We start from the raw sequence: 25,633 nt of genomic DNA, 5'->3' as shown, positions 1-25,633 counted from the left end.
GGGATGCCGCATCGCCGCCGTTCGCGATGCGGCATCCCGCTCACCGAAAGCCGCACACCATGACCATGCGCACCCTCACACCCCCCGACACCGAACTCATCGTCACCGGACGCCCCGCGTCCCGCCGCACCCGCCAGCTGCGGAACGCCTCGGAGGCGTACACCTTCCTGGCCCCGACGCTGATCCTGCTGTTCGTCCTGATGATCGTCCCGATCGTCATGGTCGTCGGCTACTCGTTCCAGGACAACGTCATCACGAACAAGAACCCCCAGCTCGTCGGTGTCGACAACTACATCTCCGTGCTGACCGATCCCGGGTTCTGGAAGGCCACCGGGAACACGCTCTTCTTCACCCTCACGAGCGTCGCCGCGCACCTCGTGCTCGGACTGTCCGTCGCGATGCTGCTGAACAGCCGCCTCATCGGCGCCGTGCCCCGTGCGATCTTCCGGGGCCTGTACGTGCTGCCGTGGCTGTTCACCGTCGCCGTCATCGCGGTGCTGTGGCGCATGCTCCTGGCCCCCAACGGCATCGTGAACTTCCTGCTCAACACGAACATCGAGTGGCTCGCTTCGCCGCAGCTCGCGCTGGGCACGGTCACCTTCATCAACATCTGGGCCGGCTACCCCTTCTTCATGGTGAGTCTGCTCGCCGGCCTCCAGGGGATCCCGAGCGACCTCTACGAAGCCGCGACCGTCGACGGTGCGAGCCCCGTCCAGCGCTTCTGGAACGTCACCATCCCGCAGCTGCGGCCCATCATCGTCAGCCTCCTGCTGCTCGACCTCATCTGGACCTCGCAGCAGTTCGCCCTCATCTGGCTGACCACCGGCGGCGGTCCCATCGACGTCACCGAGATGCTCAGCACGTTCACCTACAAGCTCGCGTTCGCGACCTACGACTTCTCGATGGCCTCCACCTCCGCGGTGCTGGTCCTGGCGATGTCGATGATCATCGCGGTGCTCTACGTCCGCCACCAGAAGGCGAGGGACTGACATGGCCATGACCTCCGCGACCCGCACCCGCGTCGCCCGTACCGGGGTGATCGTCGGGCTCCTGCTGGGGGCCGTCTTCGCCGCCGGTCCCGTGCTGTGGATGCTCTCGAGCTCGTTCAAGTCGAACACGCAGATCTTCGAGCTGCCGCCGCGCCTGATCACGGACACCTTCTCGTTCGACGCCTACGTGAAGATCTTCACCACGCCCGAGACCGTGCGCTTCTTCATCAACAGCTACGTCGTCGCCGGCGCCGTGACGATCCTGACGCTCCTCGTCGCGATCCAGGCCGCCTACGCGTTCAGCCGGTTCGAGTTCCGCGGCAAGCGGATCGTGAACGTGATCATCGTCAGCGTCCAGGCCGTGCCGCCCATCACGCTGCTCATCCCGTACTTCGGGCTCATGGTGGCGCTCAAGCTCTACAACACCTACCCGGGCCTGATCCTCACCTACATGGTGTTCACGCTGCCCTACGCGATCATCATGATGACGGGGTACTTCAACACCCTCCCGAAGGAGCTCGACGAGGCCGTCCGCGTCGACGGGGCCGGCTCCTTCACCGCCCTGTGGCGCGTCCTCGTGCCGATCTCGATCCCCGGGATCGTGTCGGTGGGCATCTACACGTTCATGATCGCGTGGAACGAGTTCCTCTTCGCGCTGACCCTCACCCGGACCATCGACATGCGCACCGTGCCGATCGGCATCCAGCTGCTGATGGGCCAGCACTCCTACGAGTGGAACCAGATCATGGCGATGAGCATCCTCGGCTCGATCCCCGTGCTGATCCTCTTCCTGTTCTTCCAGCGCTTCTTCATCAGCGGCCTCACGGCCGGTTCGGTGAAGAGCTGACCACCGCCGACCCACCCCAACAAGGAGAAATCCGTGCTCTACACCGGCAAGTCCATCCTCGACGTGGCCAACACCCACAGCTTCGCCATCCCCGCCTTCAACATCAGCGACTGGGCGATGTTCACCGGGATCATGGACATCAGCGAAGAGAAGTCCGCTCCGGTCATCATCGCCATCCACCCCGACGAGGTCTCGCACATCACCACCGACCTCATCGCGGCGATGCACGCCCGCGCGCACCGCTCGAGCGTCCCCGTGGCGATCCACTGGGATCACGGCGGGTCGTACGAGCAGATGATCACGGCGATCCACTCCGGCTTCACCTCGGTGATGATCGACGCGTCGCTCGAGCCGTTCGAGCAGAACGTCGCGATCACCCGCAAGGTCGTCGAAGCCGCGCACGCGGCCGGCATCCAGGTCGAGGGCGAGCTCGGCACCATCGGCGCGAACGACAGCTACGGCGAGTCGGGTGCCGCGGAGATCATCTACACGAACGTCGACGACGCCGTGCGCTTCGTCGAGCAGACCGGAGTGGACAGCCTCGCGATCGCCATCGGCACCTCGCACGGCCTGTACCCGTCCGACAAGAACCCCGAGCTGCGCCACGATCTGCTCGAGCAGATCAAGGCCGCCGTCGGCATCCCGCTCGTCCTGCACGGCGGCTCGAGCAACCCCGACGCCGAACTGCGCCGGGCGGTCGAGCTGGGTGTGAACAAGATCAACATCTCCAGCGACATCAAGGTGGCGTACCACGACCGCATGCGCGAGGTGCTCGGCACCGACCGTCGCCTGCGCGAGCCCAACGCCATCCAGCCCGAGCCCATCGCCGCGATGAAGATCACCGCGGCCGAGAAGATCGACCTCTTCGGCGCCGCCGGCAAGGCCGACCTGTACTGAACGGAGATGATCGGCGTCATGGCACACGACCTCGTCCTCGGGCTCGGCGGCACCGTCGACTACGAGATCCGGTGGGATGCCGACGTGCTCTCCGCCCTCGCGGAGGACTACGGCATCCGTCGGGACGACCTGGTCACCACGACGCCGATCATCGACGAGCGCGCCCTCGTCGTGACGGTGCTCGCCTTCCTCGCCACCGGCGGGGGAGGCGAGCGCTTCGTCCTCTCGTCCGAGATCGTGGAGCGCTTCGCGGCGCACTTCGACGTCGAGATCACCCTCGGAGGCACGGGCGTGCGTGCCGGCATCGCGCTGGACCGGATCGGCGTGCCCACCGTGCAGCACCTGGTGAGCATCGACGACAACGTGCGCCGGCTGCTTCCCTCCTCGATGCGGGTGCTGTCCTCGGCCACGCGCGACACCCTCGATCCGCACCTGATCGTGCAGTATCCCGAGGGCGCGTCGGTGCGCCTGGTCGACGGGGAGGTCGTCGCCCCGGCATCCAATCGCCTCATCTTCGCCAACGACGCACCCAACCGGGAGATGGCGATCGCCCCCGGTCTCGGTGACGCCCTCGCCGAGGCGGCGGCGTTCCTGGTGTCGGGGTTCAACACGATGCAGGATGCCGCCCTGCTCGACCGGCGGCTGCACGACGTGCGTGCGGCGATGCGACGTCTGCCGGATTCGGCGTTGGTCTACTACGAAGACGCCGGCTTCTACGAGCGGTCGTTCGCCGGTCTCGTGCGGACGCGACTGATGGACCGCATCGACGTCTACGGCATGAACGAGGACGAGCTCCAGGAGTACCTCGGGCGGCCCGTCGACCTGCTCTCGCCCGACGACGTCGCCGCGGCGCTCGCCGACGTGCACGCGCTCATCCCCGCCCCGGCGCTCGTCGTGCACACGAAGTTCTGGGCCGTCGCGGTAGGCCCGGAGGCAGGCCGGCACCGCGCGGCGCTGGAGAGTGCGACGCGGACCGCCGCGACGCGCTACCGCCTCGGCGACGACTGCCGCGCCGACGACCTCGACGAGACCGCTCGGCTGCCCCGCCACGCGGGGGGTGCAGCGGTCGTCGCCGCCGTCGTGCAGCGGATGCCGGCCGTCGGCGTCCCCGCGTACGTCGTGGACGTCGCGCGCCCGACGACCATCGGGCTCGGCGACACGTTCGTGGGCGGGTTCCTGGCGGCGGTGCCGGCGGCGGCCCGGCTCACGACGGCGGCGGCGCTCAACCGTGCGCTGGACGCGGTGACGGCAGCGGAGTGACGCAGGCGGCTCCTCAGCGCCGCGACACGTAGGCGCGCCACAGCAGACGGGCGTGCCGCGACTTGGCCCGTTCGACTCCACGCTGATCGCCGCGCACCGCGCTCCACCATTCCGCGAGGCGGGTCGCGGTGGCATCCAGGATCATCCGCAGGTCGGCATGCCGCGCCGGCGGGACCTTCGCCTCGGCGGCGGGCATCCTCCCGCGCGGAGCCAGATCGTCGTCGAGGTGGCGCCGGACGAGCCGGGCGACGCCGACGGCGTGACCGTTGATGATCGAATGTGCCGCGCCCTCGATCTCCCACCGACGCGCGGTGCGCGCGCGAGCGACCAGTCGCGAGTGCAGGCGCCGGGGTGATGGGCGGTCGAACTCCCCGCGGATCAGCAGCAGCCGCGCGTGGGCCGCGCCGATGCGGTCCGAGATGCGGTACCGGAGCATGTGGGGGAGGACCTCGAGGAAGTAGAGGAACCCGCACAACACGTAGGCCGAGACGGCCATCACGGCGACGTGCACGGACTCGCGCGCCGTGGACTGCGCGAACCGGATCGCCTGGGCGAGGACCGAGGACTCGGTCTCATCGACGACGGGGCTCACCAGGACCGCGTGCGAGAGGTCGTCGCGGCGGGCGAGCACCTCGGTGACCACTTGCGTCCCCATCGAATGACCGATGAGGACCGGATCCTTCAGGCCGTAGTGCGCGATGACCCCTTCGACCTGGTCGGCGAAGAACGCGGCGGTCGGCTCCTCCCCGGATGCCGGCATCCCGGCGAACCCGGGGAGATCGAGGGCGTATACGTCGCCGTCCTCTGCCAACAGAGGCGCGAGGAACTCGAAGTAGCTCGCGGCCACCCCGATCCCGGCGATCAGCACGAAAGCGCGGCCGGATACGGCGCCGGAGGACACGATCGTCACTCGTGTCCGGGCATTCCCCCGTCGGATGGTCTCGACGTCCAGGTCGGCGGAGCGGGTGGCCTCGGGCATCGTCCCAGGATGCCCCACTCCCCGGTGCCACCTGTCAATCCCGGCGTCCCCGTCAGGAGGGACGCCTACCGTGACACCATGAACGATGCCCCTCGTGACCATGAAGAAGAGACCCTCGGCGCCGCGCGCGAGGGAGAGAACTCCGCCGAGAAAGATCCCTCCGACTGGGTCACCGGCGACGAACCGATGACCGCGCCGCAGCGCAGCTACCTCGACACCCTCGCCCGCGAAGCGGGTGAGGAGATCACCGCCGCACTGACGAAGGCGGAGGCGTCGGAGCAGATCGAGCGCCTGCAGGAGGAGACCGGCCGCTCGAACGGCTGATCCGTGTCCCGTCCCGCCGCTCAGGCGGGGCGGGTTCCTTCTTCGCGCGAACGCAGACGCTCCATCTGGTGCTGCTCGCCCCGTGCGACCTCGCCGAGGAAGTCGGCGACGACGCGGCGCTCTGCGGCGCCGAGGCGTGCCGCGGCGGCCGCGACCGACGAGCGTCGCACGGCGAGCAGGTGTCGCGCGGGGGATCCTTCGTCGACGGTGGCTCGCACGACGATCGAGCGACGGTCGCCCGGGAAGGGAACCCGCTCCACCCATCCCGCGTCGGCGAGGCGGTCGATGAGCGCCGTCGTCGCCGCCGAGGAGATGCCGAGCATCTCTGACAGGAGTCGGGGCGTGACCGGCTCGTCTGCGTCTCCCCGGGCCAGGAGGAACCGAAGAACCTTGGCGTCGTTGGGGCCGATGCCCAGCGACTGCAGGGCGACGCGCTCGGATGCCGCGCCGGACTCGGACAGGTCGTCGACGGCCTTCACCACGTCCGCTTCGGTGGCCATTCGCTTCGTCACCCCCCTGCCGGGATAGTTCGTGTTACTTGTATCTCAGAAGGCCATCAACTAGACGACCGATAGATCAACCATCGTATCTTCCGCCCCTGCTCGCAGGCAGGGTCTCGTCGTGCCGGGCTGACGTAGGATGCCGAAGTGGAGAACGGCTCGCAATCGTCGCGCTATTGGTATGACACGACCGAAGAGGACCGTCGCCGACGTGCCGTCGAAGTCCTGCAGGCCTTCCGGGTCTATCGCGCGGCCGAGGTCGCGATGCGTCGACGGACGCGCGAGTCCATGTCGATGGGCGAGAACGACCTCTTGGTGTTGCGCTTCCTGTTGCGGGCCTCGGGTCAGGGCCGTCAGGTCTCGCCGAGCGAATTGACGCGCTACCTGGGAGTTTCCACCGCCTCGACGACCGCGATCATCGACCGGCTCGAGAAATCGGGTCACGTCACGCGCGTGCCGCACCCCACCGACCGCCGCAGCATCCACGTCGTGGCGACCGCCGCGAGCGACGCCGAGGTGCGCGCGACCCTCGGTTCCATGCACTCACGGATGATGTCCGCCGTCGTCGACATGACGCCCGAGGAATGCGTCACCGTGATCGCTTGCTTGAGCAGATTGCAGGATGCCGTCGACCAGGTCGACCCGCATTCCGAGGTCCCCGTCGACGCCGACGTGACGCTCTGATCCTCGATCCTCACGGCACGTAAGAAGCTAGGAAGACTAGTCGAGTTCGGAGTATTAGGCATCGTTCGAGCTCCGTGAAACCATGAAGACATGGACGAGAACACGATCGAGGCGCGCCCCCGCGCCACCGCCGTGGACGCCGTCCAAGCCGTGGACGGAATCCCTGTGGCATCCCTGCGGTCGGTCGTCTCGCGACTGTGCCTGGACTACCCGGGTGAGGACCCCGTACGCATCGAGACGGTGGTCCTGCGCGAGTGGGAGGCGTTCTCGGCCGGGCGTCCGCTGGTGATCCCGACCGCGGTCGAAGAGGGCGCTCGAGAGGTCCTCGACCTGCGGTTCCCCTGAGTCAGTCGTCCGAGGCGTCGTCGGCCGGGTCGGGAACGAGCAACAGCCCGCCCGAGGAGTTCGCCGAGTTCGCCAGGGCCTCCACCCATGCCCGGCTGAGCAGGGCGGGTTCGGGATCGTCGAAGACGAATCGCAGCGGAATCGAGGGGTGCAGCCAGACGGTGCTGCGTCCCACCTCCTGCCCGGGTCCGTGCGTCCAGGAGAGCGTGAAGCTCTCGCCGCGGCGGAGCTTGGTCGCAATGACGACCTTGACGTGAGCGAGAGCGCGATCCTCGATGTCGATCGGAGTCGCGACGTCGCCGTAGTAAAGGGTTCCCACTCCTTCACGGTATCCGTGCCCCACCCGCCGGAACCGGGGGTTGATTCCGCGGGCCCTGCCGTGGCATCCGCGCGGCGTCCGGCGGTTCGTCTCGGATAGGCTCGTCGTCATGGGCCGATTCATCTACGACACCGTGGCCAACGCCGTCGACATCGATGACCGCACGTTGGCGCACTTGCGCATCGTCGTGATGAACAAGCTGCGTCGCTCCGAGTCGTTCATGTTCGACGTCGAAGTCGGTGACGGCAGTGGCCGACGGAGCTTCTGGATGCACCCCTCGGTGCCGATCCAGTTCCACTTCTACGGTAGCCGTCAGCCGCGGATCAACCGGGTGTGGGTCGAAGACCTCATGCTCGCGGCATCCGGGCCCAACGGGCTCTCGATCACGCCGGAGCCGTCGGAGGACACCCTCGTCGAAGAGGCGTGACCTCAGCGCTTGTGCGCGTCGTCGGCAGGAGCGATGTCTTCGGAGACCAGCATGATGCCTCCGGACGAGTTCGCGGATTCGACCAGACGCTCGACCCACTCGCGACTGAGCGTGGTGGGCTCGGCGTCATCGAAGACGAAGCGAAGCGGGATGGCAGGGTGCAGCCACAGGGTGCTGCGGCCCCGCGGCTGATCCTCGGGGTGCTGCCACGACAGGGTGAAGCTCTCGCCGCGGCGCAGCTTCGTGGAGATGACGACCTTGAGGTGCGCCAGCGCGCGGTCCTCGATGTGGACGGCCGTTCCGCCTCCGCCGTAGAAGATCGTGCCCATGCCCTCCACGATAGCGGCGGTCGCGTCAGGCTCTAAACGCCCACTCAGGGGGTGTCAAGGCCACCCCCTCTCGCCCGGGGGTTCTGCAACGGTGGGGAGTAGTCCACGGAAGGATGCCGCGTGAGCGCCCCCCGTTTCCCCTCGGTCCCGGAGCCCGAAGAGCCCGCAGACCTCCCCGGAGTCTTCGATCAGCTGATGGGGATCGACGTCATCGACGGCGAGCTGATGCCACGCAGCTCCGAGCACCCGGGGGAGTGACTCCCAGCACCCTCGTAGCCGGCGCCGCTAGCGTCTGGATCATGTCCGACCCGCTGGACGATCAGCAGATCACGGTGTCCGGAGCGTCTCTGCGTGCCTTGCGCGACGAGTTCCAACGCTTCCTCATGGAGTACCGCTTCGGTCTCGCCGAAGTCGAGACGAAGATCTCGATCCTTCGCGAGGAGTTCCAGGAGATGCACGATTACAACCCGATCGAGCACGTCTCCAGTCGCGTGAAGTCCCCCGACAGCCTCGTCGACAAGGTGCGGCGGAAGGGCATCGAGCCCGACTTCGACTCCATCCGGAGCGCCATCACCGACATCGCCGGCATTCGGATCACCTGCAGTTTCATCGACGACGCCTACCGTCTTTCGAACCTGTTGACGCAGCAGGACGACATCACCGTGCGCGACGTCAAGGACTACATCGCCCGGCCGAAGGCGAACGGCTACAAGAGTCTGCACGTGATCGTCGATGTGCCGGTGTTCCTGTCGACCGGACGGGTCGACGTCCCGGTCGAGGTGCAGTTCCGAACGATCGCGATGGACTTCTGGGCGAGTCTCGAGCACAAGATCTACTACAAGTACGACCGGCTCGTCCCGGACGACCTCCTTGCCGAGTTGAAGGATGCCGCAGAGACCGCGGCGGAGCTCGACGCGCGCATGGAGCGCCTGCATCGGCAGATCCGGGGTCCACGCCCCGGGGTGGTCCCGCTCTGACCGCACGCGTCACAATGGAGGGATGAGCGACGCGGCCACCCTCCTCGACGAGGTCGCGGCCGACCTGCTCGCCCTTCCTCCCGCGGGTTTCACCGCGGCGCGCGACGCGCGTGCCGCCGAGGTGGGAGGAGCCGTGGGGACGCGCATCGCGCGCCTGCGCAAGCCGACCCTCGCGGCGTGGGCGGTCAACCTGCTCGCGCGCGACGGACAGCTCGCCGAGGCCGTCGAGCTCTCGCGGGCGCTGCGCGAGGCGCAGGACGACGCGGATGCCGCCGAGCTCGCTCGTCTCGGACGTCAACGGCGGCAGCTGGTCGCTGCCCTCGCCCGACGGGCGGTCGACCTCGCCGCGGACGCGGGGGTCACCCTCAGCTCGGCGATGCGCGACGCCGTGGAGAAGACCGTCAACGCCGCCGTCATCGACCCGCACGCCGCCGCTCTCGTGCTCACCGGCCGATTGGTGGCCTCCCTCGACCTCGCGGACGACACCGACCCGGCCCGCGCGGTGGCCGGGTCGGTGCCCGACGCCTCGGCATCCGCGATGGAGGGCCCCGCCCCGGACGATCTCGCTCAGCGGCGGGCCCGGAAAGCCGCGGAACGCGCCGTGCGCGACGCGGAGCGCGCTCGCGCCGACGCCGACCGCACGCTCACGGGGGCGCGGGCGCGGGAGGCGACCGCGCGCGAGCACGCGGACCGGGTCCGGGAGCGGGTGGCGGGCCTGCGCGCCGAGATCCCGCGCGTGGAGCAGGATGCCACCGCCGCCGAGGCGGCGCTGCGGGAGGCCGAGCGCGAGACGTCGACGGCGCGTGAGACCGCTGATGCGGCGGAACGCTCCCTCGATCGCGCCCGCTCCGCGGCCGCCGAGGAGACGACCGCATGACCGGCCCCGACGCCATCGCCCGCGTGGAGGAACTGCTCGCCGCGGCACGGAGCCGGCTCGTCGACGCGCCGCGCGAGCGGTTGGGCGACCTGCAGGAGGGGCGCCGTTTCCTCGGCATCCCGCGCGCCCCCCGCATCGTCGATCGCGGGCGGGCCTGGCACCTGGGCGTGCTGCTGCTCACTGATGAGGCGGTGCTGTCCACCGGCGACATCGTCCGTTCGCGGGCCGAGGTGCGGCGCGGCTTCCCCGCGGAATCGCAGCGGCGCCGTGCCGAACTGGCGGCCGCGGCCGAGCGGGGCGGCGTCCCGGAGGGCGAGACGGTCCACATCGGTTGGCAGCCCGTGGATCTCGGTGCGCTCGACGACAGGAGCGCGCCGCTCGCCCTCCGCGACGGGGAACCGGCGGTGCGGTGGAGCGCGCGGGGAGGGTACGTGCCGCTGGCCGGCTATCTCGACGAGCGCATCGATCTGCTGCAGCATCCGCCCGAACGAGCCTGAGCGAATTCGCATAGTCCGCGGGGGTGGGGGTGTCAACGGATGCGGCCCCGGCAGTCGCGTGTCGCAGGGCTGGTCTATCGTGAGCGACGTGCAGCAGGTATGGCCAGGATCCAGTTATCCCCTCGGGGCGACCTACGACGGCAACGGGACGAACTTCGCCCTGTTCAGCGAGGGAGCCGAGCGCGTCGAGCTCTGCCTCTTCGAAGAAGATGGAACGGAGACGTGCTTCGAGCTCGTGGACGTCGACGCGTTCGTGTGGCACGCCTATCTTCCGAACATCCAACCCGGGCAGAGGTACGGCTACCGGGTGCACGGTCCGTACGACCCCGCGAGCGGGCAGCGCTTCAATCCGAGCAAGCTGCTGCTCGATCCCTACGCCAAAGCGGTCGAGGGGCAGATCGAGTGGGGTCAGCCGGTCTTCAGCTACGAGTTCGGCGACCCCGACTCGTTCAACGACGAGGATTCCGCCGCGCACATGATGAAGGGCGTGGTCATCAACCCGTTCTTCGACTGGACCGGCGACCGCCACCCCAAGACGCCGTACGCCGAGAGCTTCATCTACGAAGCGCACGTCAAGGGCCTCACCCAGCTGCACCCCGACGTTCCCGAAGAGCTGCGCGGCACCTACGCCGGTATCGCCCACCCGGCGGTCATCGATCACCTGCGCAAGCTCGGCGTCACCGCGATCGAGCTCATGCCGGTGCACCAGTTCGTCAACGACTCCACCCTCGAAGAGAAGGGGCTGTCGAACTACTGGGGATACAACACCATCGCTTTCCTGGCCCCGCAGAACACCTACTCCTCGACCGGTGACCACGGTCAGCAGGTGCAGGAGTTCAAGGCCATGGTCAAGGCCCTCCACGCCGCGGGCATCGAGGTCATCCTCGACGTGGTCTACAACCACACCGCCGAGGGCAACCACATGGGCCCGACGCTGTCCATGCGCGGCATCGACAACGAGGCGTACTACCGCCTCGAAGACGACGACAAGCGGTACTACACCGACTACACGGGCACCGGAAACAGCCTCAACGTCGGCAACCCCCACACGCTGCAGCTGATCATGGACTCGCTGCGCTACTGGGTGCTCGAGATGCACGTCGACGGATTCCGGTTCGACCTCGCCTCGACCCTCGCGCGCGAGTTCTACGAGGTCGATCGCCTCGCCGCCTTCTTCGAGCTCGTGCAGCAGGACCCGGTAGTCTCGCAGGTCAAGCTCATCGCCGAGCCGTGGGACGTCGGTCCCGGGGGGTACCAGGTGGGCAACTTCCCGCCGCAGTGGACGGAGTGGAACGGCAAGTACCGCGACACCGTGCGCGACTTCTGGCGCGGCGAGCCGCAGGCCCTGGGCGAGTTCGCCTCTCGGCTCACCGGCTCGGCCGACCTGTACGAGCACTCGGGGCGTCGGCCCGTGGCATCCATCAACTTCGTCACCGCCCACGACGGCTTCACGCTGCGCGACCTCGTGTCGTACAACGAGAAGCACAACGACGCCAACGGCGAAGACAACAACGACGGCGAATCCCACAACCGCTCGAACAACCTGGGTGTGGAGGGGCCGACGGACGACCCCGAGATCCGCACGCTCCGAGCCCAGCAGCAGCGCAACTTCATCGCGACGCTCCTGTTGAGCCAGGGTGTCCCCATGCTGCTGCACGGCGACGAGCTCGGGCGCACGCAGGGCGGCAACAACAACGGTTACGCCCAGGACAACGAGATCACGTGGGTGGACTGGTCGAACATCGACCACCCTCTCGTGGAGTTCACCGCCGCCCTCGCGCGGCTGCGGAAGGAGCACCCGACCTTCCGTCGCAGCCGCTTCTTCGACGGCCGGCCCGTGAAGATGGAGGAGGGCGCTCCGCTGCCCGACGTGGTGTGGTTGCGCCCGGACGGCACGCTCATGCACCCCGAGGACTGGGACTCCGGCTTCGGCCGCGCCGTGGGTGTGTTCCTCAACGGTCAGGGCATCCGCGAGCGCGACCGTCGCGGCGAGTCGATCAGTGACGACCACTTCCTCGTGCTGTTCAACGCCGGCGACGAGACGGTCGACTTCCGCATGCCCGACATCGCCTACGCCCCGAAGTGGGACGCGTACGTCGACACCGCGGGGGAGCGTGCGAACACCGAGCCCATCGCGCCCGGTGAAGCCCTCACGCTGGAGCCGAAGTCGCTCATGGTGCTGCGTGAACACCACGTCCCCGAGCCGGAGGTGGACCACTCCGTGGCCGCCTCGCTCACCGCGCAGATCGCCATCACCGCCACCGACGACCTGCCGGGGCAGGCCCCCAAAACGGAGCTCTGATTCAGAATGCGGCATCCGCTTTCGACCTACCGCCTGCAGATCCGCGAATCCTTCCCCCTCGATGACGCCGCCGAGATCACGGGCTACCTCCGTGATCTCGGGGTGTCCTGGGCCTATCTCTCCCCGCTGCTCGAGGCGACGCCGGGCTCCGACCACGGGTACGACGTGGTCGACGTCACGCGCGTGGATCCCGCGCGCGGCGGCGCCGAGGGCCTTGAGCGCTTCGCGGTGAAGGCCCGCGCCGAGGGTCTCGGCATCCTGATCGACATCGTGCCCAACCACATGGGCGTCTCGGACCCGCGCGCCAACGCGTGGTGGTGGGACGTGCTGCGTCAGGGGCGTGCGTCCGCGCACGCCACCGCGTTCGACATCGACTGGGAGTTCGGAAACGGTCGAGTGCGCGTGCCGGTGCTCAGCGCCGACCTCGCCGAAGTGATCGGCGAGATCTCGTACGACCCGACGCCCGCCGCCGACGCCCCCGACGGGCTGATCCGCTACTACGACCACGCGTTCCCCGCGGCTCCGGGAACGGGCACGGATGCCGCGGTCGCAGGTTCGCGCGATGCGATCACCGCTCTGCTGGCGGCGCAGAACTTCGAACTGCGTTTCTGGCAGGACGAAGCCGCCGAGCTGAACTACCGCCGCTTCTTCGCCGTCACGACCCTCGCGGGCGTGCGGGTCGAGCGCCCCGAGGTCTTCGCGGCCACGCACGCCGAGATCCTGCGCTGGGTGCGCGAGGGGCTCGCCGACGGGCTCCGTGTGGACCACCCGGACGGTCTCGTCGACCCCGGTGGCTACCTCGACCGCCTCGGCGCGGCGCTCGCCGAGGCCGGCGCCCCCGAGGCCGGGTACGTGCTCGTGGAGAAGATCCTCGAGCACGGTGAGGCTCTGCCGTCGTGGTGGAAGACCGCCGGGACCACGGGGTACGACGCTCTCGCCGAGGTCGACCGCGTGCTCACCGACGCGGCCGGCGAGGCGGCGCTCGACGCGCTCGACGCGCGGCTGCGGGCCGACACCGGGCTCGAGACGCTGACCGGCTGGCACGACCTCATCCACGACACCAAGCGCCGCATCGCCGACACGATCCAGGTGTCGGAGATCCGCCGGATCGTCCGCGGGCTCCCGGAGGGCATCAGGAGCGAATTCGAACCGGCCGTGCTGCAGGACGCGCTCGCCGAGATCCTCGCGTGCTTCCCGGTGTACCGCTCCTACCTCCCCGCCGGACGTGACCGGTTCGACGCCGCGGTCGGCGAGGCCGAGATCCTTCGCCCCGAGCTCGGTGACGTGATCGAGGCGCTCGTTCCGGCGCTCACCGACACCTCGCTCGAGATCGCGTGGCGCTTCCAGCAGACCACGGGCCCGGTCATGGCCAAGGGCGTCGAAGACACCGCGTTCTACCGCTTCACACGCCTGGGCTCGCTCACCGAGGTGGGCGGGGACCCGGCGCAGTTCGCGCTCGACGTCGCCGGTTTCCACTCCGCGCAGGCGGGCCGTCAGGCCTCGTGGCCCACGGCCATGACGACGCTGTCGACCCACGACACCAAGCGCGGCGAAGACACCCGCGCCCGAATCGCCGTGCTGGCCGAGATCCCCGAGCGCTGGGACGAGGTGCTGACAGAGTTCCGCGGCATCGCCTCCACCGGACACGGCCCCTTCGACGCGCTGCTGTGGCAGGCGATCGTGGGCGCGTGGCCGGCGTCGGCCTCCACTCCCGCGGGCCTCGCGGACTACCGCGAGCGTCTGCACGCCTACGCCGAGAAGGCCGCGCGCGAGGCGTCCGAGGTCACCGGCTGGTGGGAGCAGGACGAGGCGTTCGAGCAGCGCATGCACGCCCTCGTGGATGCCGCGACCGGTCCCGCCGCGGAGCGCGTGCGCGCCTTCGTCGACGAGATCGCGGCCGACGGGTGGTCGAACGGCCTCGCGGCGAAGCTGCTGCAGATCGCCGGACCCGGCGTTCCCGACGTCTACCAGGGCTCGGAGCTGTGGGAGCAGTCGCTCGTCGACCCCGACAACCGTCGCCCCGTCGACTTCGCCGAGCGGGCCCGTCTGCTCGCCGAGATCGACGCCGAGGGGGCGTCGGTGCCGGCGGTGGATGCCACGGGCGCGGCGAAGCTGCTCGTCACTTCCCGCGCGCTGCGCGTGCGCCGCGACTGCCCCGAGCACTTCTCGCTGTACCGTCCGCTCGAGGCCGCGGGCGCGGCATCCGGTCATGTCGTCGCCTTCGACCGCGGCGGTGTCTCGGCGGTGGCGACGCGGCTGCCGCACGGACTGCGCGCCGCGGGCGGCTGGCGCGACACGGTGCTGCTGCGCCCCGACGTGCCCGCCGTCGACGTACTGACCGGTCGTCGGTACCCCGGCGGCCCGGTGCTGCTGTCGGAGCTGCTGCAGGATCTGCCCGTGGCGCTGCTGGTCGACGAACCGGCCTGCTCCTGATTCCCGGGCGCGCGAGGGGTCATTTTCTGTCGCCTCGCAGCCCCCTAAGCGACAGAAATTGACCCCTCACGCGTGAGGCAGAGGAGGAGGATGCCATGAGCATCGAGGTGTGGGCACCCAAGGCGGGCCGCGTGCGGCTGCGGCGGTTGGACGAGAGCGGCTCGAACGTCGTCGAGGACGTCGAGATGTCCGCGGCGGACGGCGGCTGGTGGGGCGCCGACGTGCGCCTCGCCGACGGGGAGCGCTACGGCTTCGTGCTCGGCGACGGCGACGACGTGCGCCCCGACCCGCGCTCGCGCCGGCAGCCCGCCGGTGTGCACGAGGCATCCGCGTGGTTCGACCCGTCGACCTTCTCCTGGACGGATGCCGCCTGGACCGGACGACAGCTCGCCGGCGGCCTCATCTACGAACTGCACCTCGGCACCTTCACGCCGGAAGGCACTCTGGATGCCGCGATCGGACGCCTCGACCATCTCGTCGACCTCGGGGTCACCCACGTCGAACTGCTGCCGGTCAACGGCTTCAACGGCACGTGGAACTGGGGGTACGACGGGGTGCTCTGGTACACCGTGCACGAGGCCTACGGTGGGCCCGCCGCGTACCAGCGGTTCGTCGACGCCGCCCACGCGGCCGGTCTCGCCGTCATCCAGGACGTGGTCTACAACCACCTCGGGCCGTCGGGCAACTACCTGCCCGAGTTCGGTCCGTACCTGCGCGAGGGCAGCCGCAACACGTGGGGCGACTCGGTCAACCTCGACGAGGATGCCGTGCGCTCCTACATCGTCGAGAACGCGCTGATGTGGATGCGCGACTACCGCGTCGACGGACTCCGATTGGATGCCGTGCACGCCCTGCTCGACCATCGCCCGGTGCACGTGCTGCAAGAGATCGCCGAGGGTACAGACTCGCTGTCGGCGCACCGCGGCATCCCGCTCACCACGATCGCCGAGTCCGACATGAACGATCCGAAGCTGATCCTGCCGCGCGAGGCGGGCGGGTATGGGCTCACGGCGCAGTGGTCGGACGATTGGCACCACACGGCGCACGTGGCGCTGAGCGGCGAGACGGTCGGCTACTACGAGGACTTCGCCGACCTCGACGCGTTCCGCAAGGTGTCGGAGAGCGGGTTCTTCCACGACGGCACCTACTCGTCGTTCCGCGGCGAGAAGCACGGGCATCCGATTCCCGACGCCGTGCCGAACTGGCGCCTGGTGACCTTTGCGCAGGACCACGACCAGATCGGCAACCGTGCCGCGGGCGACCGGCTCTCGCAGACGCTGTCGTTCGACCGGCTCGCCGCGGCCGCCGTGCTCACGCTCACGGCACCGGGGACTCCGATGCTGTTCATGGGCGAGGAGTGGGGCGCCACGACCCCGTGGCAGTTCTTCACCTCGCACCCCGAGCCCGAGCTCGGCGAAGCGACGGCGAAGGGCCGTGTGGCCGAGTTCGAGAAGATGGGCTGGGACGAGTCGGTCGTCCCCGACCCGCAGGATCCCGAGACCTTCCGGCGGTCGAAGCTCGACTGGGCCGAGCCGGGCCGTGAGGGTCACGCCGACCTGCTGGCGCTGTACCGGGAGCTCGCGAAGCTCCGGCGCGCGCGCCCCGAGTTCACCGACCCGTCACGTCACGGTCTGTCGGCGCGGGCTGTCGAGGCCGAGGGTGGCCGCGTGTACGAACTCCGTCGCGGTGCGCTCGTCGTGATCGTCAACCTGTCGGATGCCGAGGCCGCGGTGTCCGTGGCATCCGGTGCGGGGATCCTGCTGGCCACTGTCGAGGGCGCGGTGCTCGACGGCGATCGGCTGCGCGTTCCCGCCGGCGGCAGCGCGATCGCGGCACCTCCGCTCTGACCGATGCACGAACGCCCCGTCGCGACCTCGGGTCGTCGGCGGGGCGTTCGTGCGTTCCGGTGCGATGCTCGCGGCGGTATTCCGCCGCCCGTTCAGTCGACGCTGGGGCGGATGAGACGCAGTCCCGAGATGGCTGCGGGCGGCAGCAGGACGAGAAGAGCGACGACGATCGCCGCGATCGCGATGGGCGTGCTGGTCGGCGAGCCCGTCAGCCGCTCCACCGCGAGCCACGAGAGCCCCCAGGCCAGGGCGAGGGCCGGGGCGACGCGCCAGTCGCTGCGCCAGGCGATCGCGAGGCCGATCAGGGCGACCACGACGAGGACGGCCACGCCGATCGCGCTCGCCGCGTTCTCCCACGCCGGCGGGACGATGGTCGTCAGCCACGCCGCCGTGTTGGCCACGGTCGCCAGCGTTACCCAGCCGAGGTGGAGGCCGGTGACGCCGTCGATGAGCACCGAGTCCACCGCGCCGCCCCGCGGATCGCGGGTGAGCACCGCCGTGCGGAACGCCCAGCCGAGCGCGATGAGCAGGAGCACGATCACGACGACCGTGAGGAACAGGGTGCCGAAGCGCGCGGCGACGAGCCACAGCCCGTTGAGGATCATCGTCACGGCGATGGGCCACCCCATCCGGCGCTGACGTTCGGAGGCGCGCTGGCGGGGGAGGGCCTGCCAGACGGCGTAGGCGATGAGGCCGAGGTAGATGACCGACCAGATCGAGAACGCGGGCCCCGCCGGGGCGAGGTACGACCCGTCCGTGTCGAGCGCTCCGCCCTGCTGGTCCTCGACGGCGGTGTTGCCGAAAGCGCCCGCGCCGATGACGGCGGCGATGAGCATGAAGGACACCGCCGACAAGAGGACGATCTGCCGGGCGAGGTCCGACCCCCGCGTTGCCGTGGTTGCGTGGTCTCGTGCGTGCATGAGAAGAACACTAGATAAGCTAGCCAATTCACCTCGGCAGGCTTGACACGGCCCGACATGTCGGGGAGCCTCGCCGGTGGCATCCCGGGTCGGCGTGACGTGCGGCGAAAGCGGGGTTCTCAGGCGGCCAGGGCGTGGGCGGCGAACGTGCGCAACAGCAGCGTGGGCTGCTCCACCGACACCGTGCGCACGTGGGCGGCGACCTCGTCGAAGGCGTCGGCGTCGAAGTACCCCGCCGCGCGGTAGACGGCCATGCGGGCCACGAACGCGTCGGCGGTGGGCTCGGGGTGGAACTGCGTCGCCCACAGCGCGGTCCCCGCGCGGTAGGCCTGCACCGGGCACGCCGCGTTGCGCGCCAGCAGGGTCGCCCCCGGCGGAACCTGGGCCGTCCCCTCTTTGTGGGCGGTGAGCGCCTTGAACGTCGGATCCAGGATGCCGAAGAGCTCGTCGCGGGCGCCCTCGTCGGTGAGCGCGATCTCGGCGGGGCCCGTGCCCTCGGGGTGCTCCAGGGTCACGACGCCGCCGAGCAGACGCGTGACGACACCGATGCCGAAGCACGTGAACATCGCGCGCGTCCGGCCCTCGAGCGCGGCGGATGCCAGGACCTCGAGGTCGTGCTCGAGGCGGAGCTGCGCGTCCGTCTTGTCCGCGTCGGTGACGTTGAACGGGCTTCCGCCCACCACGACACCGGCGTAGCGATCGAGATCAGGCGGCAGCGGGTGGCGCACGAGGTCGTGATGGACCAAGTCGGCGTCGTCGACCCCGAGTCCGTCGCGGAACGACGCCCACTCCGCGGTCGCCGCTTCGCGCTGCGGGCGCGCGCAGACGTAGAGGAGGCGACCGGTCACCCAGGGATTCTATGCGGGTCGCCCCGGCGGCCCCTCCCCGTGTGACCTTTCGAGACAATGGGGCATGACCACCTCGACACTGCTCGTCACCGACGTCGAGAATCTCGCCGACGTCGTCGCCCTCCTCCGTGCCGCCGCCGCCGACCTCGACTGCGGGCTGAGTGTCCGCACGCTCGCCGGTGACGAGGTCGACGAGGCCGAGATGGCCGCCGCGGCTCGGCGCGACCGGGAGCGCAAGCGTCTCCCCACGCCGGTGCGCGTCGACCTGCACGCGACGACCGAGGGTGCCACGGTCGACGCCGAGGCGGTGCTGCGCGGCGCGCGGGCCCGTGGTCTCGTCCGCGGCGCGACGGTCGACGAGGTTCGGCGCACGAGCGGGCGCTGAGCGAGGTGCCGCGGGGTCGTCCGGTCCGGCGTCAGCGGGACGAACGTGCCGTGCGACCGCGCACGATACCGATGAAGGTCTCGACGTCCTCCGTCGTCGCCTCCCGTCGCCAGGCGAGCGCAACGGTGGAGACGGGGCCGTCGGCGAGCACCCGGTACTCCACGTCGCGGCGCTGATTCGCCCGGGCGAGCGACATCGGGACGATCACCACACCGACGCCGGCGGCGACCGTCGCGATCGCCTGGGCGGTGTCGACCGGGGGCGCGAACGTCGGGGAGACGGCATCCGGGATCTGCGCCGCGAGCACGTCGTCGGCGGGGACGATGACGACCTCGCCCGCGAGGTCCGCGGCCGAGATCTCGTCGTCGGCGGCGGTCAGGGCGGACTCCGTCGACATCACGACGACGGGGAGCTCGTCGTAGAGGGGGATGACGTGCAGGTCGTCGGGGTCGTCGACGGGGAGACGCACGAGCCCGGCGTGGACGTCATCGAGAGCCGCACGCTGGCCGGCGACGGTGATCGCCTGCAACTCCAGTGCGACGTGCGGCATCCGTTCGCGCCACACACCGATCCATTTGCCCGGTGTCGCACCGGGGACCACGCCGAGCGTGAACGTGCGCGGCTCTTCGGCACGGGCGCGCGGGGCGGGCTTCGTCGCCTTCTTCGGCGTGGGGCGGCGTTGCGGTGTCGCAGCGGCCCCCCGCCGGGACTTGCGCGGCGCGCCCCCGCGGTTCCCGCTACTGCCTGCCATGGCTCCAGGCTAACGTGAAGGCATGATCGGCATCCTGGCGCTCGTCTTCGCGGGGCTCGCCGCCCTGCTGCACGTCTACATCTTCGTGCTCGAGAGCGTGCGCTGGTCGCACCCGAACGTATGGCGGAGGTTCGGGGTCGCCTCGCAGGAAGCGGCCGACATCACCAAACCGATGGCGTACAACCAGGGCTTCTACAACCTGTTCCTCGCGATCGGCGCCGGCATCGGCGTCGTGCTGTGGGCCGTGAACGGCGTCGGCGACGTGGCCGGGCGCACACTCCTGCTGTTCTCGCTCGGCTCGATGCTGGGTGCCGCACTCGTGCTCACGACCTCGGGCCGGAAGTACCTGCGCCCGGCGGCTGCTCAGGGCACTCTGCCGCTCATCGGATTCGTTCTCGCGATCGTGGCGTGACCCGGCCGAGTACTTCGACGTCGAGATTCCCCCACGGAAGAACTTCGATATCGAGCGAATCCGAGACATCCGGATTGTTCGATGTCGAGCGGAATCCACGGTGATTCTTCTCGACGTCGAGCAATTCGATGGGACTCGCACAGGTCGACGCAAAGAAAAGACCCGCACGCTCCGAAGAGACGTGCGGGTATGGATGCCTCGGCGCGTGAGCCTCAGGCGGCCAGACGAAGACCTCGGCGATCGGTCGCGACGGCTTCGCCGTCGTTGATGACCTCGTCGTCGCCGATGAGCGAACCCACGGCGATACGAGCGTTGGATCCCACCTGAGTGCGGACGCCGATGTGAGCCCCGGCGCCGATGACGGCACCCGCGCAGATATGCGCGTGCGGCTCGATGTGCGCTTCGGGGCCGATCACAGCGTCCGACTCGATCCAGGCGCCTCGACCGACACGGACACCGGCCGCGATCTGCACTCCGGGTTCGACGTACGCGCCGTTCTCCACCAGTGCCGACGGGTGGACCTTCGCGCCGTGCGCGACGAGTCCACGACCGTTGACGTGCTTGCGGTAACGCAGCGTCTCGCCGTGGTCGTTCTCGATGTCGATGTAGTTCTTTCCCACGATCCCCTCCGATCGGCCTTCGGGTCGGCCGACTTGTGTGACAACCGATGCGGGTTCACTCTCATTCCCGTGCATGGTTGTTCGGCGCGGAGGCCCCGACGGATTCCCGCCGGACCACGGTATTTTCCGCTGCGCCGGTTTGCCTTCCACCGTTGTCGCACGCTTGGTCATCCGGGAACGGCGGGTTGACATCGGCTTCGAATCCACTCTCATTCCGGCTGGCAGGTGGGGCACCAGAACACGTTGCGCTCGCTCGTGGCCGAGGCTCCGAGCATCGTCGCCCGGATCGGGGTGCCGCACCGTCGACACGGTGCCCCTTCGCGGCCATAGACCCACATGCGGCGACCGGGGCGGCTGTCTCCGGTGAACGTGCGTTCGGGGCGGGAGAGGTTGGCCTGGATCATGCGTCGACCGAGCGCGATCGTGGCTTGCGCATCGATCTCGGTGGCGGGCGTGGTCGGGGCGATACCGCGGACGAAGAGGAGTTCGTTGGCGTACACGTTGCCGAAACCGGCGACGTGACGCTGGTCGAGCAGCGCCACGTGCGCGGGCCGCGTGTCGGCGGCGACGCGTCGTACCGCTTCGGCCTCGTTCCAGTCGGGGCCGAGCAGATCGGGACCGAGGTGGCCGACCACCCGGTCCTCGTCGGCCGTGGGGAGCACCTCGACCATCGCCAGATCGAAGCCGACGGTGTCGGCTCCGGTCACCCCGACGATCGCCCGGGCCTTGAACGCGGGGCGCCGCCAGCGCTCGCCGGGGCGGTAGACGTCCCACCGCCCCTCCATCTTGAGGTGCGAGTGCAGCGTGTAGGCGCCGATGCGTTCGAGCAGATGCTTGCCTCGCGCGACGACCTCGTGAACGGTTTCGCCGCGCAGATCGGCGGTCGCGCTGCCCGGGACGCGGATGTCGAATCGCGTGACGGTGCGGCCGGCGAGGGCGGCCGACAGCTTCGCCGCTGCGCGATGGACGGTGTCGCCCTCAGGCACGGGCGGCCTCGCGCAGGGTGTCGCCCGCGGTGAGGCGGCGCAGGGTGAGTCCACGGGGCGACTCGACGAAACCGGCCTCGCGCAGGGCCCTGCCCACCGCGGTGCCGTAGACGAACTCCCCGTTGACCTGTTCGACGGTGAGGGTGTCGAGGCGGCGCCGCCGCGAGGCGTCTGCCAGGTCACGGGCCGCGGCCTGCAGCCGCGCCTCGTCGTCGGTGAACGCCAGGGCGCTGCGTCCCCCGCGCTCGAGGTACAGCGTCAACTCGCCGTCGACCAGGACGACCAGGCCGCCCGCTTTCCGGCCGGGACGATGGGTCACGCCCTCCAGGGCCGGCCAGCCGAGGGCGGCGCCGTAGGCGTTTGCGGGGTCGGTGGCCGCGAGTGTCACCGCGCGCAACGGGGGCGGATCGGCGACCGCGGCGAACTCGCGCAGACGGTCGACCGTCGCCGAGGCCGCGAACTGGGCTGCCCCGAGCTTCTCGATCACGTAGCCGCGTCGGCAGTGCCCGGCCTCTTCGAAACCGGCGAGGATGCGGTACACCTGCGCGAAGCCGCCGGGGACGCCCTCCGACTGCACCGCCCCGCGCGTGACCACGCCGTACCGGTCGAGCAGCAGGCTCGCCGTGGCGGTCGCCCGAGCGGCGGCATCCGGTTCGCGCTCTGGAAGCAACGACCAGCGCCCGCCGAGCGAAGGCGGTCGCGGAGCTGCCGTCGGCCGGGGGAGCGTCGCCCCGCGATACATGCGGGCGCGGGGCGCACGCCGAGCGACACGGTGCGCCTGGCCTCCGCCGCCGAGCAACGACCGCACCGGGGCGAACGTGTCGTTCGTGACGCGACCCGCCCACGTGAGCGCCCACAGGGCGTCGTTGACAGACTGCTCGTTCTCGGCGCTCACGAGCTGCTTCAGCTGCGGCGCGAAGTACGCGCCCCCGCTCTCGAGCGCGGCCAGGAGGCGGGCCTCCAGCGAATTGGGCGCGGGATCGGCCGGATCGTCGGGATCTTGAAGAGTGAACGGCGCGGCTTCGGCGGGGTGCAGGGCGATCCACCCGTCGCGCCCGGGCAGAGTGCCATGACCAGACCACACCACTTCTCCCGTGGCCGTCAGTTCGTCGAGGAGGGCCGGGGTGTAGTCGGCCACGCGAGAGGGCAGGACGAGCGATTCCCACGCGCTCGCCGGGATGGGCACTCCCGCGAGCTGCTCGACGACGGCGAGGACCCCGTCGACTCCCTCCAGCGGCCGGGTGAGGTGCTGCCAGACCGGGAGGAATCGGGCGTATGCGGCGGGCGGCACCGGTTCGACGCTGCCGCGGATCGCGGCGAGCGAGCGCATCCGCAGTCGCCGCAGCACTTCGGTGTCGCACCATTCGGTGTCGTCGCCGCGCCCGCCGGTGGCCTCGGGCAGGAAGAAGCCGCTCGACAGTCGTCCCTGCGACTCGAGCCGCTGCAGCGTGAGGCGTGCGACGGCGACGCCCACGCCCAGGCGCTCGGCCACCGCATCGGTCGTGAACGGACCGTGGGTGCGGGCGAATCGGGCGACGAGATCGCCGAGCGGATCGGCGAGCGGCTCGAGGAAGGCGTTCGGGATGCCGACCGGCAGCGCCGCGCCGAGCGCATCGCGCAGACGCCCGGCGTCTTCGATGCCCGCCACGCGGGACACGCCCGCGATCGTGACGGGGATGGCCCGCCTCTCATCGACGAGGGTCTTCAGGTGCGCGGACGCCTCGGCGGCGGCATCCGTCTCGGCATCCAGGCGCACGGCGACCTCGGCCGCGTCGAGGGGACCGAGCAGTCGCAGCAGGTCGGCGACCCCCTCGACGCCGCGGGCGCGGCGTTCGGGATCGAGGCGCTGCGCCTCGCGCTCGAACTGCGCGATCACGTCGGGGTCGAGGAGCTCGCGCATCTCGACCTTGCCGAGCAGTTCGCTCAGCAGGGCCGGGTCGACCGACAGAGCCGCGGCTCGACGCTCGGCGAGGGGGGAGTCGCCTTCGTACATGAAGGCGCCGACGTAGCCGAAGAGCAGGTCGCGGGCGTAGGGGGAGGGCTGGCTCGTCGTCGTCTCGACGAGTCGGATGCGCCGTTCGCCGATCTGCCGGGCCACCCGCAGCAGCGCGGGGAGGTCGTAGACGTCCTGCAGCACCTCGCGCAGCGTCTCGAGGATGATCGGGAACGACGGATGCCGCCGCGCCACCTCGAGCAGCTGCGCCGAACGCTGGCGCTGCTGCCACAACGGCGAGCGGCGGTTGGGGTTCAGGCGCGGCAGGAGCAGGGCGCGGGCGGCGCACTCGCGGAAGCGCGAGGCGAACAACGCCGATCCGCCGACCTCGTCGGTGACGATCTGTTCGAGCTCGTCGGGTTCGAAGACGAAGAGGTCGGCGCCCGGCGGTTCGGCCGCGGCATCCGGGACCCGCGCGATGATGCCGTCGTCACTGGCGACCGCGGCCCCCTCGACGCCGAGACGTTCGCGGATACGCGCGTTCACGGCCAGCGCCCACGGGGAGTGCACCTGCATGCCGTACGGGGAATGCAGGATGATGCGCCAGTCGCCCACTTCGTCGCGGCTGCGCTCGACCGTCAGCGTGCGGTCGGTGGGGAGGGTGCCGGTGGCTTCGCGCTGCTCGGCCAGGTAGGCGAGCAGGTTGGTGATCGCGTTGTCGTCGAGACCCGACTCACGCAGTCGCTCCTCGGCCTTGCCGCGTTCGGCGCCGGCCAGATCGCGAGAGAACTTGCCCAGCGCCTCGCCGAGTTCGGCGGGCCGGCCGATGCCGTCGCCGTGCCAGAACGGCAGCTTTCCGGGCTGCCCGAAGGCCGGTACGACGTTGACGCGGTCGTGCGTGATCTCGACGATGCGCCAGCTCGTCGTGCCGAGGGTGAAGACGTCGTTGACGCGCGACTCGTAGACCATCTCTTCGTCGAGCTCGCCGACGCGGGCGTTCTGCGACTCGCCCGCGACGAACACCCCGAACAGTCCGCGGTCGGGGATCGTGCCGCCGCTGGTCACGGCGACCCGCTGCGCGCCCGGACGGCCGGTGAGCGTGCCCGCGTCGCGATCCCACACCAGGCGCGGGCGCAGCTCGGCGAACTCGTCGGACGGGTAGCGCCCGGCGAGCAGATCCAGCGTCGCTTCGTACGCCGAGCGGGGGAGCGAGCGGAACGGCGCACTGCGCTTGACCGTCTCGAACCACTCCTCGACGTCGATGGCTCCCAGCGCCGAGGCTGCGACGGTCTGCTGCGCGAGGATGTCGAGCGGGTTCTGCGGCACCGAGATGGCCTCGATGCGCCCCGACAGCATCCGCTCGGTGACGACGGCGGTGTGCAGGACATCGCTGCGGTGCTTCGGGAACAGGGCGGCGCGACTCACCTCGCCGACCTGGTGCCCCGCACGTCCGACGCGCTGGAGACCGGATGCCGCGCTCGGCGGCGCCTCGACCTGGATGACGAGATCGACCGAGCCCATGTCGATGCCGAGCTCGAGGCTGCTCGTGGCCACGACGCAGCGCAGGGCGCCGGACTTCAGCTCGTCTTCGACTTGCGCCCGCTGCTCTTTCGAGACCGAACCGTGGTGGGCCTTGGCCAGGATCGCGGCCACCCCCGCCGACGAGCCCGCCTGGGCCATCATGGCGGCCGGCACGGTCGGCTCGGGCACGTCGATGCCCTGTCTCTCGGCGTAGATCTCGTTGAGGCGGCCGGTGAGCCGTTCGGCCAGGCGCCGGGAGTTGGCGAACACGATCGTCGAACGGCGCTGGAGGATGCGGTCGACGATCGCCTCTTCGACGTGCGGCCAGACCGACCCCGACATCTCGGTGCTCTCGGGGCGCTCCGAGAACCACTCGCCGTCGACAACGTCGTCGGGGGCCGGAGCTCCGGGCGGGGGCGGCGGG

General features: G+C 70.0%; 27 protein-coding genes. 17 read left to right on the top strand and 10 right to left on the bottom strand.

What is annotated here, in order from left to right:
* Positions 1–59: 59 nt before the first annotated feature.
* The 4 genes from FE256_RS04210 to FE256_RS04195 are packed head-to-tail and all read left to right on the top strand — an operon-like array spanning position 60 to position 3,993.
* The gene (locus FE256_RS04210) at positions 60–989 is read left to right on the top strand and encodes a carbohydrate ABC transporter permease (protein ID WP_138173090.1); all 930 of its coding nucleotides are present in this window, start codon (positions 60–62) and stop codon (positions 987–989) included.
* 1 nt (position 990) lies between these two features.
* The gene (locus tag FE256_RS04205) at positions 991–1,836 is read left to right on the top strand and encodes a carbohydrate ABC transporter permease (RefSeq protein WP_138173089.1); all 846 of its coding nucleotides are present in this window, start codon (positions 991–993) and stop codon (positions 1,834–1,836) included.
* A gap of 33 nt (positions 1,837–1,869) precedes the next feature.
* A complete protein-coding gene (locus FE256_RS04200) occupies positions 1,870–2,733 on the top strand; it encodes a ketose-bisphosphate aldolase (protein ID WP_138173087.1) in 864 nt (287 codons plus the stop codon).
* An 18-nt stretch (positions 2,734–2,751) separates the two neighbouring features.
* Entirely contained in the window at positions 2,752–3,993 is a 1,242-nt protein-coding gene (locus FE256_RS04195) for an ADP-dependent glucokinase/phosphofructokinase (RefSeq protein ID WP_138173085.1), read from the top strand.
* Positions 3,994–4,006: 13 nt separating this feature from the next.
* Here the strand turns inward: FE256_RS04195 and FE256_RS04190 are convergent, their stop codons facing one another.
* The gene (locus FE256_RS04190) at positions 4,007–4,972 is read right to left on the bottom strand and encodes an alpha/beta fold hydrolase (protein WP_138173083.1); all 966 of its coding nucleotides are present in this window, start codon (positions 4,970–4,972) and stop codon (positions 4,007–4,009) included.
* A gap of 78 nt (positions 4,973–5,050) precedes the next feature.
* On the opposite strand from FE256_RS04190, the gene FE256_RS04185 reads away from it, so the two are divergent.
* Complete coding sequence (locus tag FE256_RS04185; protein ID WP_138173081.1) at positions 5,051–5,296, top strand: DUF3072 domain-containing protein; 246 nt, start codon at positions 5,051–5,053, stop codon at positions 5,294–5,296.
* Between the two features lie 20 nt (positions 5,297–5,316).
* Here the strand turns inward: FE256_RS04185 and FE256_RS04180 are convergent, their stop codons facing one another.
* Positions 5,317–5,796: a MarR family transcriptional regulator gene (locus FE256_RS04180; protein ID WP_171024193.1), complete on the bottom strand. Its 480-nt coding sequence runs from the start codon at positions 5,794–5,796 to the stop codon at positions 5,317–5,319.
* A gap of 147 nt (positions 5,797–5,943) precedes the next feature.
* On the opposite strand from FE256_RS04180, the gene FE256_RS04175 reads away from it, so the two are divergent.
* Positions 5,944–6,480, top strand: a complete 537-nt coding sequence (locus tag FE256_RS04175; protein ID WP_138173077.1) for a MarR family winged helix-turn-helix transcriptional regulator — start codon at positions 5,944–5,946, stop codon at positions 6,478–6,480.
* Between the two features lie 90 nt (positions 6,481–6,570).
* A complete protein-coding gene (locus tag FE256_RS04170; protein ID WP_138173075.1) occupies positions 6,571–6,825 on the top strand; it encodes a hypothetical protein in 255 nt (84 codons plus the stop codon).
* 1 nt (position 6,826) lies between these two features.
* Here FE256_RS04170 and FE256_RS04165 read toward each other — a convergent pair whose 3' ends face one another.
* Positions 6,827–7,144, bottom strand: coding sequence for a DUF7882 family protein (locus tag FE256_RS04165; protein ID WP_138173073.1), 318 nt, complete (start codon positions 7,142–7,144; stop codon positions 6,827–6,829).
* A gap of 109 nt (positions 7,145–7,253) precedes the next feature.
* On the opposite strand from FE256_RS04165, the gene FE256_RS04160 reads away from it, so the two are divergent.
* A complete protein-coding gene (locus tag FE256_RS04160; protein ID WP_138173071.1) occupies positions 7,254–7,571 on the top strand; it encodes a DUF7882 family protein in 318 nt (105 codons plus the stop codon).
* 2 nt (positions 7,572–7,573) lie between these two features.
* Here FE256_RS04160 and FE256_RS04155 read toward each other — a convergent pair whose 3' ends face one another.
* Complete coding sequence (locus tag FE256_RS04155; protein WP_138173069.1) at positions 7,574–7,900, bottom strand: DUF7882 family protein; 327 nt, start codon at positions 7,898–7,900, stop codon at positions 7,574–7,576.
* A 120-nt stretch (positions 7,901–8,020) separates the two neighbouring features.
* Between FE256_RS04155 and FE256_RS18090 the strand changes: the two genes are divergently transcribed.
* The 7 genes from FE256_RS18090 to treZ all read left to right on the top strand — a co-directional run bounded on the left by FE256_RS18090 (position 8,021) and on the right by treZ (position 16,833).
* A complete protein-coding gene (locus FE256_RS18090; protein WP_171024192.1) occupies positions 8,021–8,158 on the top strand; it encodes a hypothetical protein in 138 nt (45 codons plus the stop codon).
* Between the two features lie 41 nt (positions 8,159–8,199).
* Entirely contained in the window at positions 8,200–8,877 is a 678-nt protein-coding gene (locus FE256_RS04150) for a GTP pyrophosphokinase (RefSeq protein ID WP_138173067.1), read from the top strand.
* 22 nt (positions 8,878–8,899) lie between these two features.
* Complete coding sequence (locus tag FE256_RS04145) at positions 8,900–9,754, top strand: transposase (protein ID WP_138173065.1); 855 nt, start codon at positions 8,900–8,902, stop codon at positions 9,752–9,754.
* Entirely contained in the window at positions 9,751–10,251 is a 501-nt protein-coding gene (locus FE256_RS04140) for a glutaminase (RefSeq protein WP_138173063.1), read from the top strand. The genes FE256_RS04145 and FE256_RS04140 overlap by 4 nt, the downstream gene beginning before the upstream one ends.
* 79 nt (positions 10,252–10,330) lie before the next feature.
* Positions 10,331–12,553 (top strand): glycogen debranching protein GlgX, encoded by a 2,223-nt coding sequence (gene glgX / locus FE256_RS04135; protein WP_252370897.1) that lies wholly within the window; start codon positions 10,331–10,333, stop codon positions 12,551–12,553.
* A gap of 6 nt (positions 12,554–12,559) precedes the next feature.
* Positions 12,560–14,986: a malto-oligosyltrehalose synthase gene (treY, locus tag FE256_RS04130; protein ID WP_138173061.1), complete on the top strand. Its 2,427-nt coding sequence runs from the start codon at positions 12,560–12,562 to the stop codon at positions 14,984–14,986.
* Positions 14,987–15,081: 95 nt separating this feature from the next.
* Complete coding sequence (gene treZ / locus FE256_RS04125; protein WP_138173059.1) at positions 15,082–16,833, top strand: malto-oligosyltrehalose trehalohydrolase; 1,752 nt, start codon at positions 15,082–15,084, stop codon at positions 16,831–16,833.
* 92 nt (positions 16,834–16,925) lie between these two features.
* Here treZ and FE256_RS04120 read toward each other — a convergent pair whose 3' ends face one another.
* Together FE256_RS04120 and FE256_RS04115 are read right to left on the bottom strand one after the other, a co-directional pair.
* Positions 16,926–17,753 (bottom strand): TspO-related membrane protein, encoded by an 828-nt coding sequence (locus FE256_RS04120; protein WP_138173057.1) that lies wholly within the window; start codon positions 17,751–17,753, stop codon positions 16,926–16,928.
* Positions 17,754–17,872: 119 nt separating this feature from the next.
* Entirely contained in the window at positions 17,873–18,601 is a 729-nt protein-coding gene (locus tag FE256_RS04115; RefSeq protein ID WP_138173055.1) for a glutamine amidotransferase-related protein, read from the bottom strand.
* 64 nt (positions 18,602–18,665) lie between these two features.
* On the opposite strand from FE256_RS04115, the gene FE256_RS04110 reads away from it, so the two are divergent.
* Positions 18,666–18,986: a hypothetical protein gene (locus tag FE256_RS04110; protein WP_138173053.1), complete on the top strand. Its 321-nt coding sequence runs from the start codon at positions 18,666–18,668 to the stop codon at positions 18,984–18,986.
* Positions 18,987–19,017: 31 nt separating this feature from the next.
* Here the strand turns inward: FE256_RS04110 and FE256_RS04105 are convergent, their stop codons facing one another.
* Positions 19,018–19,737 carry a LysR substrate-binding domain-containing protein gene (locus FE256_RS04105; protein WP_138173051.1) on the bottom strand — a complete coding sequence of 240 codons (720 nt, stop codon included), beginning with the start codon at positions 19,735–19,737 and terminating at the stop codon, positions 19,018–19,020.
* A gap of 22 nt (positions 19,738–19,759) precedes the next feature.
* Between FE256_RS04105 and FE256_RS04100 the strand changes: the two genes are divergently transcribed.
* Positions 19,760–20,149 carry a DUF1304 domain-containing protein gene (locus FE256_RS04100; RefSeq protein ID WP_138173049.1) on the top strand — a complete coding sequence of 130 codons (390 nt, stop codon included), beginning with the start codon at positions 19,760–19,762 and terminating at the stop codon, positions 20,147–20,149.
* 212 nt (positions 20,150–20,361) lie between these two features.
* On the opposite strand, the gene FE256_RS04095 is transcribed toward FE256_RS04100, so the two are convergent.
* From FE256_RS04095 to FE256_RS04085, 3 genes are all read right to left on the bottom strand, one after another.
* Positions 20,362–20,769, bottom strand: a complete 408-nt coding sequence (locus tag FE256_RS04095; protein WP_138173047.1) for a transferase — start codon at positions 20,767–20,769, stop codon at positions 20,362–20,364.
* Between the two features lie 209 nt (positions 20,770–20,978).
* Positions 20,979–21,755 carry a DNA-formamidopyrimidine glycosylase family protein gene (locus FE256_RS04090; RefSeq protein ID WP_138173045.1) on the bottom strand — a complete coding sequence of 259 codons (777 nt, stop codon included), beginning with the start codon at positions 21,753–21,755 and terminating at the stop codon, positions 20,979–20,981.
* Positions 21,748–25,633 (bottom strand): ATP-dependent helicase (locus FE256_RS04085; RefSeq protein WP_138173043.1); only part of this gene is annotated, 3,886 nt, incomplete at its 5' end. The genes FE256_RS04085 and FE256_RS04090, both read right to left, overlap by 8 nt.

Source organism: Microbacterium sp. 5K110, assembly GCF_005774735.1.
Lineage (GTDB): Bacteria > Actinomycetota > Actinomycetes > Actinomycetales > Microbacteriaceae > Microbacterium.
The sequence above is the reverse complement of the archived record's forward strand: the minus strand, read 5'-3'. Positions and strand labels throughout refer to the sequence as shown.

Coding starts and splice junctions, on each gene's coding strand:
- FE256_RS04210 (WP_138173090.1), top strand. CDS start 60: ATGACCATGCGCACCCTCACACCCCCCGACACCGAACTCATCGTCACC.
- FE256_RS04205 (WP_138173089.1), top strand. CDS start 991: ATGGCCATGACCTCCGCGACCCGCACCCGCGTCGCCCGTACCGGGGTG.
- FE256_RS04195 (WP_138173085.1), top strand. CDS start 2,752: ATGGCACACGACCTCGTCCTCGGGCTCGGCGGCACCGTCGACTACGAG.
- FE256_RS04190 (WP_138173083.1), bottom strand. CDS start 4,972: ATGCCCGAGGCCACCCGCTCCGCCGACCTGGACGTCGAGACCATCCGA.
- FE256_RS04185 (WP_138173081.1), top strand. CDS start 5,051: ATGAACGATGCCCCTCGTGACCATGAAGAAGAGACCCTCGGCGCCGCG.
- FE256_RS04180 (WP_171024193.1), bottom strand. CDS start 5,796: ATGGCCACCGAAGCGGACGTGGTGAAGGCCGTCGACGACCTGTCCGAG.
- FE256_RS04170 (WP_138173075.1), top strand. CDS start 6,571: ATGGACGAGAACACGATCGAGGCGCGCCCCCGCGCCACCGCCGTGGAC.
- FE256_RS04160 (WP_138173071.1), top strand. CDS start 7,254: ATGGGCCGATTCATCTACGACACCGTGGCCAACGCCGTCGACATCGAT.
- FE256_RS04155 (WP_138173069.1), bottom strand. CDS start 7,900: ATGGGCACGATCTTCTACGGCGGAGGCGGAACGGCCGTCCACATCGAG.
- FE256_RS04150 (WP_138173067.1), top strand. CDS start 8,200: ATGTCCGACCCGCTGGACGATCAGCAGATCACGGTGTCCGGAGCGTCT.
- FE256_RS04145 (WP_138173065.1), top strand. CDS start 8,900: ATGAGCGACGCGGCCACCCTCCTCGACGAGGTCGCGGCCGACCTGCTC.
- FE256_RS04140 (WP_138173063.1), top strand. CDS start 9,751: ATGACCGGCCCCGACGCCATCGCCCGCGTGGAGGAACTGCTCGCCGCG.
- treY (WP_138173061.1), top strand. CDS start 12,560: ATGCGGCATCCGCTTTCGACCTACCGCCTGCAGATCCGCGAATCCTTC.
- treZ (WP_138173059.1), top strand. CDS start 15,082: ATGAGCATCGAGGTGTGGGCACCCAAGGCGGGCCGCGTGCGGCTGCGG.
- FE256_RS04120 (WP_138173057.1), bottom strand. CDS start 17,753: ATGCACGCACGAGACCACGCAACCACGGCAACGCGGGGGTCGGACCTC.
- FE256_RS04110 (WP_138173053.1), top strand. CDS start 18,666: ATGACCACCTCGACACTGCTCGTCACCGACGTCGAGAATCTCGCCGAC.
- FE256_RS04105 (WP_138173051.1), bottom strand. CDS start 19,737: ATGGCAGGCAGTAGCGGGAACCGCGGGGGCGCGCCGCGCAAGTCCCGG.
- FE256_RS04100 (WP_138173049.1), top strand. CDS start 19,760: ATGATCGGCATCCTGGCGCTCGTCTTCGCGGGGCTCGCCGCCCTGCTG.